General features: G+C 67.5%; 14 protein-coding genes. 5 read left to right on the top strand and 9 right to left on the bottom strand.

The genetic code is table 11. The features are described from left to right. Position 1: 1 nt before the first annotated feature. Entirely contained in the window at positions 2 to 1,654 is a 1,653-nt protein-coding gene (locus Q0916_RS10285) for an acyl-CoA synthetase (RefSeq protein ID WP_299237167.1), read from the top strand. Between the two features lie 71 nt (positions 1,655 to 1,725). Here the strand turns inward: Q0916_RS10285 and Q0916_RS10290 are convergent, their stop codons facing one another. The 9 genes from Q0916_RS10290 to Q0916_RS10330 form a co-directional block, all read right to left on the bottom strand. After that, positions 1,726 to 3,510, bottom strand: a complete 1,785-nt coding sequence (locus tag Q0916_RS10290) for an ATP-binding protein (protein WP_299237168.1) — start codon at positions 3,508 to 3,510, stop codon at positions 1,726 to 1,728. 73 nt (positions 3,511 to 3,583) lie between these two features. Further along, the gene (locus tag Q0916_RS10295; RefSeq protein ID WP_299237169.1) at positions 3,584 to 3,991 is read right to left on the bottom strand and encodes a hypothetical protein; all 408 of its coding nucleotides are present in this window, start codon (positions 3,989 to 3,991) and stop codon (positions 3,584 to 3,586) included. A gap of 121 nt (positions 3,992 to 4,112) precedes the next feature. Then, on the bottom strand, positions 4,113 to 4,697 hold the full coding sequence (gene trmY, locus Q0916_RS10300) for a tRNA (pseudouridine(54)-N(1))-methyltransferase TrmY (protein WP_299237170.1): 585 nt from the start codon (positions 4,695 to 4,697) through the stop codon (positions 4,113 to 4,115). Beyond that, entirely contained in the window at positions 4,698 to 5,993 is a 1,296-nt protein-coding gene (gene aglM, locus Q0916_RS10305; RefSeq protein ID WP_299237171.1) for a UDP-glucose 6-dehydrogenase AglM, read from the bottom strand. An 83-nt stretch (positions 5,994 to 6,076) separates the two neighbouring features. Next, positions 6,077 to 7,861, bottom strand: a complete 1,785-nt coding sequence (locus Q0916_RS10310) for an L-aspartate oxidase (RefSeq protein WP_299237172.1) — start codon at positions 7,859 to 7,861, stop codon at positions 6,077 to 6,079. Positions 7,862 to 8,086: 225 nt separating this feature from the next. Next, positions 8,087 to 8,521, bottom strand: a complete 435-nt coding sequence (locus tag Q0916_RS10315) for a helix-turn-helix domain-containing protein (RefSeq protein ID WP_299237173.1) — start codon at positions 8,519 to 8,521, stop codon at positions 8,087 to 8,089. A gap of 81 nt (positions 8,522 to 8,602) precedes the next feature. Next, on the bottom strand, positions 8,603 to 9,088 hold the full coding sequence (locus Q0916_RS10320; protein ID WP_299237174.1) for a DUF6691 family protein: 486 nt from the start codon (positions 9,086 to 9,088) through the stop codon (positions 8,603 to 8,605). Continuing rightward, positions 9,085 to 9,615, bottom strand: coding sequence for a YeeE/YedE family protein (locus tag Q0916_RS10325; protein WP_299237175.1), 531 nt, complete (start codon positions 9,613 to 9,615; stop codon positions 9,085 to 9,087). Before Q0916_RS10325 ends, Q0916_RS10320 begins: the two co-directional genes overlap by 4 nt. Further along, positions 9,615 to 10,784: an MBL fold metallo-hydrolase gene (locus Q0916_RS10330; RefSeq protein ID WP_299237176.1), complete on the bottom strand. Its 1,170-nt coding sequence runs from the start codon at positions 10,782 to 10,784 to the stop codon at positions 9,615 to 9,617. Before Q0916_RS10330 ends, Q0916_RS10325 begins: the two co-directional genes overlap by 1 nt. 213 nt (positions 10,785 to 10,997) lie before the next feature. Here Q0916_RS10330 and Q0916_RS10335 point away from each other — a divergent pair, with 213 nt between their 5' ends. The 4 genes from Q0916_RS10335 to Q0916_RS10350 all read left to right on the top strand — a co-directional run. Next, complete coding sequence (locus tag Q0916_RS10335; protein ID WP_299237177.1) at positions 10,998 to 11,240, top strand: sulfurtransferase TusA family protein; 243 nt, start codon at positions 10,998 to 11,000, stop codon at positions 11,238 to 11,240. Next, a complete protein-coding gene (locus tag Q0916_RS10340; RefSeq protein WP_299237178.1) occupies positions 11,237 to 11,851 on the top strand; it encodes a DsrE/DsrF/DrsH-like family protein in 615 nt (204 codons plus the stop codon). The genes Q0916_RS10335 and Q0916_RS10340 overlap by 4 nt, the downstream gene beginning before the upstream one ends. A 4-nt stretch (positions 11,852 to 11,855) precedes the next feature. Beyond that, on the top strand, positions 11,856 to 12,620 hold the full coding sequence (locus tag Q0916_RS10345; protein WP_299237179.1) for a DUF2270 domain-containing protein: 765 nt from the start codon (positions 11,856 to 11,858) through the stop codon (positions 12,618 to 12,620). Positions 12,621 to 13,135: 515 nt separating this feature from the next. Further along, positions 13,136 to 13,386, top strand: a 251-nt coding sequence (locus Q0916_RS10350) for a ferredoxin--NADP reductase (protein ID WP_299237180.1), incomplete at its 3' end; no start/stop codon positions are given.

A 13,386-nucleotide genomic window follows, 5' to 3' on the forward strand; every position in this document is an offset into this window, starting at 1 on the left:
CATGCGACCGCCCGACACCGACCGCTACCGGCTCCACGAGGACTCCTGGGAGAGCTACGAGCGCCTGCGGGAGCGCTTCGAGTGGGACGTCCCCGATCCGTTCAACATGACGAGCGTGCTGACGGACCGCTGGGCGGACAGCGACGACGTCGCCATCTACTCCGAGCGACCGGAGGGCAGACGGACGGTCACGTTCGCCGAACTCGCCCGCCGGACCGACGCGTTGGCGAACCACCTCGCGGACCGCGGGATCGGCGCGGGCGATGCCGTCGGCATCAACGCCCCGCAGAAGCCGGAGACGCTCTTGGGTCACCTCGCGGCGTGGAAGCTCGGCGCCGTCTCGGTCCCGATGAGCGTCCTCTTCGGCACGGAGGGCCTCGAGTACCGGCTCACCGACGCGGGCGTCGACGCCTGCATCGTCGATCGGACGAACGTCGAGACGTTCCGGACGGCCGTCGACGACGCCGACCCGCCGGTGACGCTCACCGTCGACGTCGAGGACAGACGACCGAACGAGACGGCGCTCGGAGACGCGATCGAGGGGGCCGACGACGCCAGAGAGACCGTCCCGACGGCCCCGGACGATCCGGCGCTGATAATCTACACCAGCGGCACGACCGGAGAGCCCAAAGGCGTCGTTCACGACCACCAGACGCTCCTTGGGCAGCTGCCGCATTTCGTCTGTTCGTTCTGCAACCTCGAGTTGCGCGACGACGACGTGTTCTACGCGCCGATCGAGTGGGCCTGGATCGCGATGTTCAACTTCGTCGTTCCCGCGCTGTTCTACCACCGGCCGCTCGTCGCCCACGCCGCCGGCTCCTTCGACCCCGAGGAGACCTACGAGATCCTGGATCGGTACGGCGTCACCTGCTTCGGCGCGCCGCCGACGGCGCTACGGGAGATGCGGGAACTCCCGAACCCGACCGAGCGGTACGATCTGGAGCACGTCAGGGTGGTCGAAGCGGGCGGCGAGTCGCTCGGCTCCGACGTCGTCGCCTGGGCGAAAGACGTCTTCGACGCGGCGGTGCACGAACACTACGGCCAGACCGAAGCCGACGTTGTCGTCGGCGACTGCACGGCGCTGTCGCCCCGGCGCGAGGGGTCGATGGGCCGGCCGCTGCCCGGCCACGAGGTGGCCGTCTTGGACCCCGAGACCGGCGAGCCGGCGCCCCCCGGCGAAACGGGGGAGTTGGCGGTGCGGTACGACGATGACCCGGTCTGTTTCGTGACGTACCTGAACAAACCGGAACGGACGGCGGAGAAAGTCGAGGACGGCTGGCTTCTCACCGGCGACCTGGCGACCGTCGACCGCGACGGGTACCTCTTTTTCGAGGGCCGCAAGGACGAGGTGATCATCTCGGCGGGCTACCGGATCGACCCGACGGAGATCGAGGAGACGCTCTCGACGCACGAGGCGGTCGCCGACGCCGGCGTCGTCGGCGTCCCCAACGAGATGCGCGGCGAGGTCCCGAAGGCGTACGTCGTCCCCAGCGGCGACCGCGATCCGGACGCGGACCTCGAGACGGAGCTCCAAGAGCACATCAAAGACCGGCTGGCGAGCTACGAGTACCCCCGGGAGTTCGGCTTCATCCCCGAACTCCCGAAGACCGTCACCGGGAAGACGAAGCGATCCGCCCTCGAGGGGCGCGACTGAGCCGACCCGTCTCCCGAAAGCGACGCGAGACGGCGCGAGGCGGCCCGAAACTCGCGGGACGGGCTCGGCGGTCAGTTCCCGAACAGCGATCCCAGGAACGAACGCGACTGCCGCGAGCCGCGGTCGATGTCCTCGAGGGTGGCGTTGAGATCGCGGGCGAGCGCGCCGAAGGTCCGTTTCGTCTCCATGTCGAGGGCGTCGACGAACTCCTCGCGGTTCCGCTGGAGGTACTCGGCGGGGACGGAGCGGTCGAACTCCCCGTCGGCGATGCCGTTCGCCTCGAAGTACGCGGCCACCCGCTCGACGATCGGGCGCTCGCTCGCGCCGAGCGTCCCGTCGGTGATCCGGTCGGGGAGTTCGGGCTGTTCGGAGAGCGCGCCGGCGTAGGCCCGGCTGACGAGCTCCAAGTAGAACGACACCGAGAGGACGTCCTCGACGGTCGCGTCCCCGCGGACGTCGGTGTGGGCGCCGACGGCGGTGAGCGTGACGTCATCGGGCATCGCCCGGCCCCCGCTCGTCCGCTCTTGGAACACGGCCACCTCGCGGTCGGTCACGTCGAACAGCTCGCGGACCGTCCCGACGTTTTCGGTGGTGCCGATCGGCAGCACCGTCCACCGGTAGTCGATGCCGTCCGTGTCCGTGTCCTCGAGCAGCTCGGAGACGTTATAGAGGTACGTGTAGGCCGTTTCGTCCTCGACGAGAAGCAGCCGCGATCGGGAGATGATCGTCTCCATCACGTCGAGTTCGAAGACGCTCCGGAGCGGGAACTGCGTGTAGCTGTCGGCCTCGCCGGGGGACTTCAGCTCGGTCCCCTCGGCCTCGTGGTCCTTCTCGAGCAGCTTCGTCCGGTGTGCCCGGTCGGTGTCGATCATAAACGGCGAGTGGGTGCTGTAGACGAGCGTCTGCTCGGCCGCGAACTCCTCGTCGAGGAACTCGCGGAACTCCCGTTTCGCCTTCGGGTGGAGGTGCAGCCCCGGTTCGTCCAACAGCAGCACCTGATCCCGCTCGGCCGCCCGGAGGTCGGAGATCGTACAGATCGTCGAAAAGAACCACCGGAGCCCCCGCGAGCGCTGGCCGAACCCGACGCTGACGCCGTGGTTCGGGCTCTCGACGCGAAGCGACAGCGTGTCGCCGCCGTCGCCGCCCCGGATGTGTACCCGCAGGTCGTCGGCCTGGCTCCAGTACCGCGTCACGGCGTCGGTGATCTCGCTGGAGGCGGCCTCGAGTTCGGTGAGCATCTCCTCGTCGTCGCCCTCGCCGAGCGTCTCGGGGTCGATCCCGGCGACGGACAACAGCGAGTGAAACACCCGATCCGACGCCGTCGCCGCGTCCGTTCCGAGCCGATCGCGGAAGGCCTCGACGTCGATCTCGGGGTCGAGGGTCGTGTACTCGCCGAGATACCGGAACTCCGGGAGGTCCTCGGTGAGCACCTCGGCGGCGCCGTCGATCCGCTCCGGTGAGCCGTCCCCGTCGGTCGGCGTCAGTTTCCAGTGGAGCTCGTTCGTGTAGGTCTTCGTGACGACGAGCTCGGAGCCCTCGACATCGCCGGTCGCGGCCTCGGTCTCGGCGGCGAGGCGCTGTTTCTCGTCCTCCTCGAGCCGGAACCGGGCGCTGACCGCGGGGTCGGGGTCGTCGTCGTGGCGGCTTTTGTACTCCGGCCAGCGGTGTCTCGGGTAGTCGTCGTACGGGGTAAACGTCCCCTCGCCGTACGCCGGATTGAGCCGCCCGATCGCCTCCATAAACGCGGTCTTCCCGGACTCGTTTTTCCCGATCAGGCAGGTCATGTCGTCGATCTCGACCCAGCCCGTATCGTTGATGCTCTTGTAGTTTCGTACGCGTGTTTCTAACAGTTCCATGGTGTTGAAGCAGGCCCGTCGTTCGGCGGCGATACGAGGAGGGTCGTCCCGGAACCTCAGGACAGAGACCGCGTTACCTGAGTTCCTTGTCGGGCGCTTCGATCTTCGAGACGTCGAACTCCACGTCCGACCCGTCGACGGTCTCGCCGATGCCCTCGTAGATGTGTATCTCGTCCGACTGGAAGATCCGGGCGCTGAAGATGTTTTTGGGGGTGTACTCGGGCATCTTCCCGTTGAGCGGGTACGTGATGATGGCGTCGTCGGTGACGTCAGTGATGAGTTCGCCGAACGTGACGTCGCCGTCGTTCACGCCGACGATGACGTCGCCCATGAACAGCTTCGGGTCGTCCATGTTGTCCGGGACGAACGGACCGCGGTCCGCGACCGGCGGGAGCGAGAGCGATCCGGTCAGCGGCAGATCCTCGATGCTCTGGTCGCGGTGGACGTGTATCGTGCGCCGGCTATCTGCAATGGTTTGCATACGGAAACGAATACGCCCCGTTCGCTTATAATAGGAGTACCAATCTAGATGGGTCCCCCCGCGTCACGCCCGTCCGGGTCCCCGCCGTCCCCCGGCGCGGTACGCGCCCGTCCGGCGTTTCTCAGTACCTCCCGAACCCGTCCGTGTCGAGGTAGTTGTGCGCGACCGTGATCGCCTGATCGGCGTGCAGCGCGCGCGGACCGAGCGACGCGCGCCGGTCGGCGCGCGCCGAGAGCAACCCGGCCTCCGCGTCGGTGAGATCGCGGTGGTCCGAGAGGACGAAAACCGGATCCGCCGGCGGCTTCTCCTCGGCGATCGGCCGGCCCTCGGCGTGTAACTCGACGAGCGTCCCGTCCAACCGCTCGAGGGTCCCCTCGAGGTCGCCGCGGCGGACCGACACGCCCGGGGAGACGGTCGCCGGTATCGCCCCGACCGCCTCGGATCGCTCGGCGAGCGCGTCGCGGATCAGCGCCGCGGTGGAGCGCTCGTCGGGGTTGAGCCGCCTGACCGACCCGCCGTCGAACCGGACGACGTAGCCGTCGATCACGAGGTCGATGCGGGCGTCCTCGCGGACGTCGTGTGAGACCAACAGCGCGCTCGTGACGCACCGACACAGGAGGTCGAGCCGACCCGTCCCGGGGAGGTCACCGAGACCGATCGACGCCGACGCCGAGAGTTCGTGGGCGAGAACGACGAACTGCCGCATTCACCAGGTCAGCCCCTCGTAGGTGATCCCCTCGCGTCTGGCGACGACGCGGCGCCCGTCGACGACGACCGGATCGGCCATCGCATCGAACGCCGCGTCGAGGTCCCCGAACTCCGGCCAGTCGGTGACGACGGCGGCCCCGTGGGCGCCCTCCAGCGCCTCGGCCGCCGACCCGGCGTACTCGATGTCGGGGAACGCCTCGGCCATGTTTTCGGCCGCCCGCGGATCGTAGGCGACGACGTCGGCGCCCCGATCGAGCAGCCCCCGGACGACCGGCTTCGCCCGCGATCCACGGACGTCGTCGGTGCCGGGCTTGAACGCGAGGCCCAACACGGCGATCCGCCTGCCGTCGACGTCGACGTGGGCATCGAGGAGTTCGAGCAGCCGCTCGGGCTGGCGGTCGTTGAGTTCGATCGTCGCGTCGATCACGAGCGGCTCGTAGCCGACCGACTCGGCGGCGGCGGCGAGCGCGGCGGTGTCCTTCGGGAAACAGGACCCGCCCCACCCGACCCCCGAGCGGAGAAAGGCCGACCCGATCCGGGAGTCGAGACCGATCGCGTCGGCGACCTCGTAGGCGTCGACGCCGAACTCCTTGCAGACGTTCCCGATGTCGTTTATCAGGCTGATCTTTGCCGCCAGAAACGCGTTGTTGGCGTACTTGATCATCGCGGCCTCGCGCCGCCCGGTCTCGACGACGGGGATCTCCCACTCCGACAACAGCGGCTGGTAGAGCTCGGCAAGCGCGTCGAGGGCCCGCTCGTCGCCGTCGGTGCCGAGGACGATCTTGTCGGGGTTCATGAAGTCGTCCACGGCGCTTCCCTCCCGGAGGAACTCCGGGTTGACCGCGACACCGAGGGATCCGCCGTCGGTCTTTCCCGAGGCGGTCTCGATCGCCGGGACGACCTCTCCCTCGATCACGTCGGGCAGCACGGTCGATTTGACGACGACGAGGTGGTAGCCGTCCTTCTCGGCGATCGCCTCGCCGACGTCCTCGGCGGCCGCGACGAGCGCCGCCGCGTCGATGCTCCCGTCGGCCTTTGCGGGCGTTCCGACGGCGAGCACGGTGAGGTCCGTCTCGGCGGCGGCGGCGTGGTCCGTGCTCGCGGTCAGACGCCGCCCGGCGTACGCCGACACGAGCGACCCGAGCCCCGGCTCGTGTATCGGCGTCTCGCCCTCGTTGAGCCGCTCGACGGTCCCCTCGTCGATGTCGATCGCCGTCACCCGGTGGCCAAGATCGGCCAGACACGCCGAAAGTGTCGTCCCGACGTAGCCGGTCCCGACGACGCTGACGTTCATACGCTCCGTACTGGGGCGGGGGATTTCAGCGTTCGGCTCCGCGTGGCCGACCGACGCTGTCGCGGCGCCTCCTGAGGGCGTCCTCACTCGAGTTGGTGGTAGTCCAGTTCGTGCCCCTCGTCGAGCGCGTCCTGGACGGCCTCGCTCGGGGTCCCGACCGTCCCCGTGTGTGCGGACATGCCGCCGAGATCGGCCCGCTCGAAGTAGACGTTCCGCCGCCAGTCGGGATCGACGTCGGGGTGGTCCGTCCGGTAGTGTGCGCCCCGGGATTCCGTCCGTTTTAGCGCACCCCGCAGGACCGCCTCCGCGGCCGTCAGCATGAACCCGACGTCGACGGCGAACTCGAAGGAGTCGCTCGTGATCGGCCCGACGTCCATGTCCGAGGCGCTCTCCCGCAGCGCGCTGAGTTCATCCAACCCCGCCCGCAGGGACTCCTCGTCCCGGAGGATCCCGGCGTGGGTCCACAGCAGGTCCTGGAGGTCGGCGAACACGTCAGTGACCTCGTGGGCGCCGTCGCGGCCTGCGAGCGCCGTGAGATCGCGCATCTGCGGTTTCGCGACGCCGTCGAGGACCCGCTCGGGGATCCGACCCGGACCGTCGACGCGCCCGGCGATCCGCTCGCCCGCGACGACGCCGAACGCGACGGTCTCGGCAAGCGAGTTCCCGCCCAGGCGGTTCGCCCCGTGGACGCCGGCCATCGTCTCCCCGATGGCGAACAGCCCATTGACCCCCGTCTCGCCGTACTCGTCGACGGCGACGCCGCCCATACCGTAGTGGGCCGTCGGCGCGACCTCGACCGCCTCGGACGCCATGTCGACCCCGAGGCCGTCGAACCGCTCGTACATCCTCGGCAGGCGTTCTCGGATGAACGACCGGCTCTTGTGCGAGAGATCGAGGTAGACGCCGCCGTTTTCGGTGCCCCGGCCCTCCGCGACCTCGCGTGCGATCGCGCGGGCGACGACGTCCCGGGCGTCGAGTTCCATCTGCTTCGGCGAGTACCGCTCCATGAACCGCTCACCCTCGGCGTTGTAGAGGCGTCCCCCCTCGCCGCGGACCGCCTCGGTGACGAGCCGTCCGCTCCAGGGCTCCCACTCGGGGTCGCTCTCGTCGACCGCCATCCCCGTCGGGTGGAACTGGACGAACTCCATGTCCATCAACTCGGCACCGGCGCGGTACGCAAGCGCCGGGCCGTCGCCGTTGTTCTCGTCCTCCCTGGACGTGTGGCGGTTGTAGATCGCCGCGTACCCGCCGGCCGCGAGCACGACCGCTCCGGCGTTGAAAAGGACGTACTCGCCGGTGTCCATGTCGAACCCGACGGCGCCGTACGCCCGGTCGCCGTCCGAGAGCACGCTTGTGATCATCACGTTCTCGCGGTAGGGAACGGAGAGCTCCTGGGCCCGGTCGACGAGCGCGTTCAGCATCGATTCGCCGGTGTGATCGCCGGCGAACGCGGTCCGGCGGAACGACTGCGCGCCGAAAAAGCGCTGGTCGATCCCGCCGTCCTCCGTCCGGGAGAACTCCATGCCCCACTCGTCGAGTTCGCGGAGCCGGTCGGGCATCTGCTTTGCGACCGTTTCGACCTTCTCGGGGTCGTTGAGGAAGTGCCCCTCGTTGAGCGTGTCGGCGGCGTGGATCGCCCACGAATCGTCCGGGTCGTGGGTCCCGAGCGCGCCGTTGATACCGCCGCGGGCCCAGGTCGTGTGCGCGTCGCCATGGCCCCGTTTGCCGAGGACCAACACGTCGTCGACGCCGCGTTCGGCGAGTTCGATCGCGGTCCGGGCACCCGCGGCGCCGGCCCCGATCACGAGCACCGACGCGTCGACGGTGTCGTGGGCGGGAACGGTCTCGGATGTCTCTGAGTCACTCACGCTAGTACGGAGGGCTCCTGGACGGTTAGGGGTTTCGCGTGCGCGCGCGAGACGCGCCAGCCCCTCCAGTACGCCACGCCCTCTATGACAGCGACGCCCTCTATGACAGCGACGCCCGCGGCGCGGCCGAACGCCCGCCGAGCGACCGCGGACGCTCGCTGACCGCGTTCGTTGGTCTTCGCCCCGGTGTGCGGACGGCACCGGCGCGACGAACGGTAGGTATCGTCAGCGCGATCGCTGCGCGTCGAGTCGCGTCGCGGACCCACCAGCCCCGCCTCCCCGCTCGTCGGCGGCGTACTTCTCGCGGAACTCGCCGATGAGTTGGCCCATCTTCGCGTAAAAATCGTTGAGCGTCCGCTGCATCGCGTCGGCGATCTCCTCGGCGTCGCGGGGCGAAAAGACGTGGTAGTAGCTCCCGCCTTCCTGGCTGATCTGCTCTCGTTCCACGACATCCGCCTCTCGGAGCCGCCGGACGGAGCGGTAGGCGGTGGTTCGCTCGCGGTCGATTTCATCGGCGATTCCGTCGACGGTCATCGGCTCGTCGGCCTCGACGAGCAGACCGAAGACCTCCTTGTCCAGTTTGGAGAGTCCGTGGAAGCAGTCCAAGAGGTTCTCACACCGCATCTCCTCTTGGAGTAGTTCTGTCATCGCGTCAGGCATGGCTACGCGTACTCACCGCCGGGACAAGAGACTGTCCGTGGTGGACGTCGGTGCCGGACACCTGTGGGAAGGACAGCAGCGTCAGTCTGCACCGACAGTTCCCTCCATTCCCTGCCGTCTGGCGAGCACGGACCGGGCGTACCCCTGCGTGTACGCGCCGAGGAACATCCCGCCGATGGCCCAGAGGACCGGCCAGTTGCCGACCCCCAAACTGGCGTACGCCGCGCCGGGACAGATACCGGACAGCCCCCAGCCGACGCCGAAGACGGTGCCCCCGACGAGGACGTTCCGGTCAAGCCCTTTGACGCGCCGACCGTAGGCGCGGCCGGTCAGCGGCGCTGTCCCGCGGAACACGTCCGCGCCGAGCGTGAACGTTACGGCCGAGACGGCTGCGGCACCGCCCATCACGAACAGCAGCCCGAAATCCTGGAACTGGAGGAAGTCCAACACCACCTCCGGCCGGGCCATCCGGCTCACGCCGAGACCGAAGCCGAACAGCAACCCGCCGATCAGGATGAGCCCGTGAAAGCGAGCGCCGCGGCCATCCGGCTCTGTCCCGTCGCTCACGGCACCACCCCCAAAGCCATGACGACCTGGGCGGTCCCGGCGGCGACAACTAGGAAGGTCGCGACGTTGACGATGCTCGTCCCCGAGAGCGAGCCGACCCCACAGACCCCGTGGCCCGAGGTACAGCCCTTGCCGACGCGGGTCCCGATACCGACGAGGACGCCGCCGACGAGCAGCCGCCACGGCTGGACCGAAGTGGTCCACCCACCGGGGCCGATCGTCAGGGCGTAGACCGCTGCGCCGAGGACGATCCCCAGCGTGAACGTGAGCCGCCAGTCCCGCGAGGCGAGGTACGTACGACGGTTGAACCGCGGCAGCCGGGACGCGTACGACAGCGTCGTCTCGAGAAACGTCGACGCCCCGGCGGTGATACCCGTCCCGAGGTAGATGACCGCGACGCCGAGTCCGATGAACAAGCCACCCAGCGCGTACGAGACGACGCCTTCGGGAAACAGCGCGGCCAGCCACGGGGGAAACGCCCCGACGACCGGACCGGACTGCAGCAGGACGCCCCCACATCCGGCCATCAGTCGTCGGCCTCCAGGCCGCCGGCGCTGGCGGCGCAGTTGTTCGGCCCGAGTTCCATCGTCAGCGCCTCCGTTTGGTCGGTGTCGGCACGGCCGAGATTGGTGTCGATGATCGTCTCGTAGTTGGCCGGGCGAGGCGGCATATCCGCCAGCACGCGCTCGACGAACGTCTCGCGGTCGGCGTCAAGCACGGCGAGCCGCTCCCGCACGGTTCTGAGTGTGGCGGTGAACGTCCCATCGTCCCGTCGGGGCGTGCCGTCGCTCGCGTGGGCCGGCGCCACGACGATCCCCTCGTCCAGTCCAAGGAGTTCCTGCAGCGTATCGTACAGCTGTCGGGCCGCCTCCGGAGCACCGTCGTCGCCGTCCTCGAGGTCCGGACGGGCGACGCTATCGACGAACAGCCCGTCGCCGGTCAACAGCACCTCGCCGTCGACCAACAGCGAGGTCATCCCGGAGGTGTGCCCCGGCGTGCGGAGCACCTCGAGTGTCGTCTCACCGACGGTGATCGCCTCCCCGTCCGCGAGCGTCCGATCCGGCTCAAACGCCGTACCGCGGGCGACCGCGGCCGCCGGGAGCATCCTCTCGACGCCGCGTGCGGACAGCTCTCGGAGACCGGAAACGTGGTCGGCGTGGACGTGCGTGTCGACGGCTCCGATCAGATCTGCGCCGAACGCGCGGGCGTCCTGCTCGTACGCGTCGACGAACGCCAAGAGCGGGTCGACCACGATAGCCTCCTCACCGTCCGCAATGAGATAGCCGAGACAGCCACTCGAGGGCCGGTGATACTGCGCGACGGTGGCGTCCGTCCCGACGTCGAGTTCGGCGTACTCATAGAGGTCCGCCCAGCCGCGCATCCCGCGCTCTAGACTGACCGCGTCGACGCCCGCATCGGCTAGTTGCTCGACGATCAGCTCGCTCGAGTCGCCCTTGGCACAAACGACCACCAGCGGGCCCTCAGGGAGGGCCGTCAGGACGGACTCCGGCATGCCGTCCAGTAGCTCGTAGTACGGCACGTTCAGGTACTCGATAGAACCGCCGTTGATCCGCCACTTTTCGGCCGTCTCCGGCGCCCGGACGTCAAGCACTCCGACGGGAGCCCCTGCTCGGAGGCGTTCGCGGAGCCGTTCGGGAGTCACGGTATCGGTCGTCGTGTCGATTGCCGTCGTCATCGACAGGAGATTCACACTCGGGGTATAAAATAGTTTGCAACTAAAACACAATACTATCTGACGCCGATCAGTATCTCTCAAGCTCTAAAGCCGGAACTTGGACCGATAAGGTGCGCTAAAATGGTAGAAAACCGTTCTTCCAGGTGCCCACCGATCGAATAGCTTTTCAATAAGTAGACAAGATTGTATAGTAAGCCCAATATGGGTGTCACCATGACAGACTACGAGATCACCGAGACACTGGACGCAAAGGGGCTCTCCTGCCCGATGCCGGTCGTGAAGACCAAGCAGACGATCGACACGCTCGCCGCTGGCGAGACGGTGGAGGTGCTCGCCACGGACGCCGGGAGCATGAGCGACCTCGCCGGCTGGGCAGACACCACCGACGGCGTCGAGCTGCTGAACCAGACCGACGAGGGCGACATCTACCGGCACGTCGTCCGGAAGACAGCATGAGCTCCGAGACCGACGGAGCTCCGACCGGGCCGAAGAGGGCAGCGAGCAGCGATACCGACAGTACGGAGCCGCCGCTGGCTGACCGAGTCGAGACACTACACAGTCGTCTCGACGAGCTGGAGGCTGATCTCGCGGCTGCGACCGACGACGGGTCGACGCGGATGACGATCGTCGCGACGAAGGGCACGCTGGACATGGCCTACCCGCCGCTCATCTTGGCGTCGACCGCGGCTGCGTTCGGCTGGGAGGTGACGGTCTTTCACACGTTCTGGGGACTGGAGATCCTCCACGAGGAGCGCTCGGCGGACCTTCAGCTCTCCTCGGTCGGGAACCCGAACACGCCGCTACCGAACGCTTTGGCGGCGCTCCCGGGGATGGACCGCCTGACGACGACCATGATGCGCCGCAGCATCGACGACGTCGGGACGCCCACGATCGACGAACTCGTCGACACGTGTCTGGAGATGGGCGCGGATCTGCAGGCCTGTCAGATGACCGCAGACATGATGGACTACGACGAGGGCGCGTTCTATGACGGCGTCACGACCGGCGTGGGCGCCGCCTCCGCGCTGAGCGAGATGGCCGAGGCCGATATCCAGTTACTGGTGTAAGCGGATGCCGACCGCCAACACCGGTGCGCCTCGGAACGGGGCGTCCGCCGATGATGCCGACCCCCCGGCTGCAGATCCGGACAGGTCCACGGCAGGGCGGTCGGACCCGACCGTCGGTCAGGGGTTGCTGGACGCCGAGATGGGGCCCAGTTCTGCGATGGCACACCTGTACCGCGGCGAAGTCCACCGGATGACGTTCTGGCGCGAACGGCTCGATCGGACGACCAACTGGGCTGTGATCGTACTCGCAGCCGTCCTGACGTGGGCGTTCTCCACTGACGGGAACCCCCACTACCTCTTGTTGATCGGAAACGTCGTCCTGGCGACGTTCCTGACGATCGAGGCGCGTCGCTACCGGGCCTACGATATCTGGCGCTCCCGCGTTCGGACTCTACAAAAGGAGATCTGGGCGGTTGGGCTGGACGGCTCGGAGCCGACGGATCCAGCCTGGCGAACCCGGTTAGCGGACGACTATCGGGAACCGACGGTCAAGATCACGACCGAAGAGGCGATCGCTCACCGACTCCGTCGCATCTACCTTCCGCTGTTCGCGGTACTGAACGCGGCGTGGGTCGTCCGGGTAACGGCGTTCGGGACCGCGAACTGGCCACAGAGTGCCGGGATCGGGATGGTACCCGGAAGCGTCCTAACGGTCGCTGTCGGCATCACACTTCTTGGAGCCATCGTCTTGGCGTTCCGGCCCCGGACGTGGCACGCCAACGCGGAACTCCGGACGGAGGAACTCCGCCGCGAGAACTCGGCCGAGTGATCCGCGTGTCGTCTGGCTCCGAACTCCCCAAAGAGCGACGGACGAACCCCTCTACGGTTCGTTCACGCCTCCTTCGAACTGTATTGGTAGAAGGCTGGCCTCGGCACTCACGACTCACAATCTATCCGTAGCGAATAGAGTTAGCGCGGCCATGGACGCCGATCAGTTTGTAATCCGTTTACCCTCTTTTCACGCTCTTCGAGCAGCCCCCACCACAGGGACGTTCGGAAAGTCCGTGGTACTTATCGACGCTACCGAACAGCCACGCTGTTTATGAGTGTGTATCTCTAACACGCAAATACAGCCAACTACAGACACTCCAGCGTTCTCCGGTCTCAGCGGTAGCATCTCCATCGGACCGTTTCACCCGGCCTCCACTGGGCCGCCTCCTCGGGGCGGGTGCAACACCGTTCGACGGCACTAACAGTTGCTAGATGCCCCGTGTTCCGATACGGCCTGTCTAGCGTAGCGGAGAAGACCGCCCCTGTCGGCACTACACAGCACTCAATCTGATCATGACACACAAAGCAACAGTCGTTGACACGTACCAGATCACGCCTCGCGTGAAAGGATTCCGTTTGCGGGTACCCGGTCACGAGTTCGAATACAAGCCAGGACAGCACACGACGATCCGGTTCGAATCGGGTGACGAGCAGATTGTCCGACCGTACACGCCGACGAATCTCCCGGGCAGTGAGGAATTAGCGCTGACGATCAAGCGCTACGACGACGGACTGGCGTCCTCGTACATGCACCAGAAGCGACC

It is taken from the genome of Natronomonas sp. (genome assembly GCF_028274965.1).
Taxonomy (GTDB): Archaea; Halobacteriota; Halobacteria; order Halobacteriales; family Haloarculaceae; genus Natronomonas.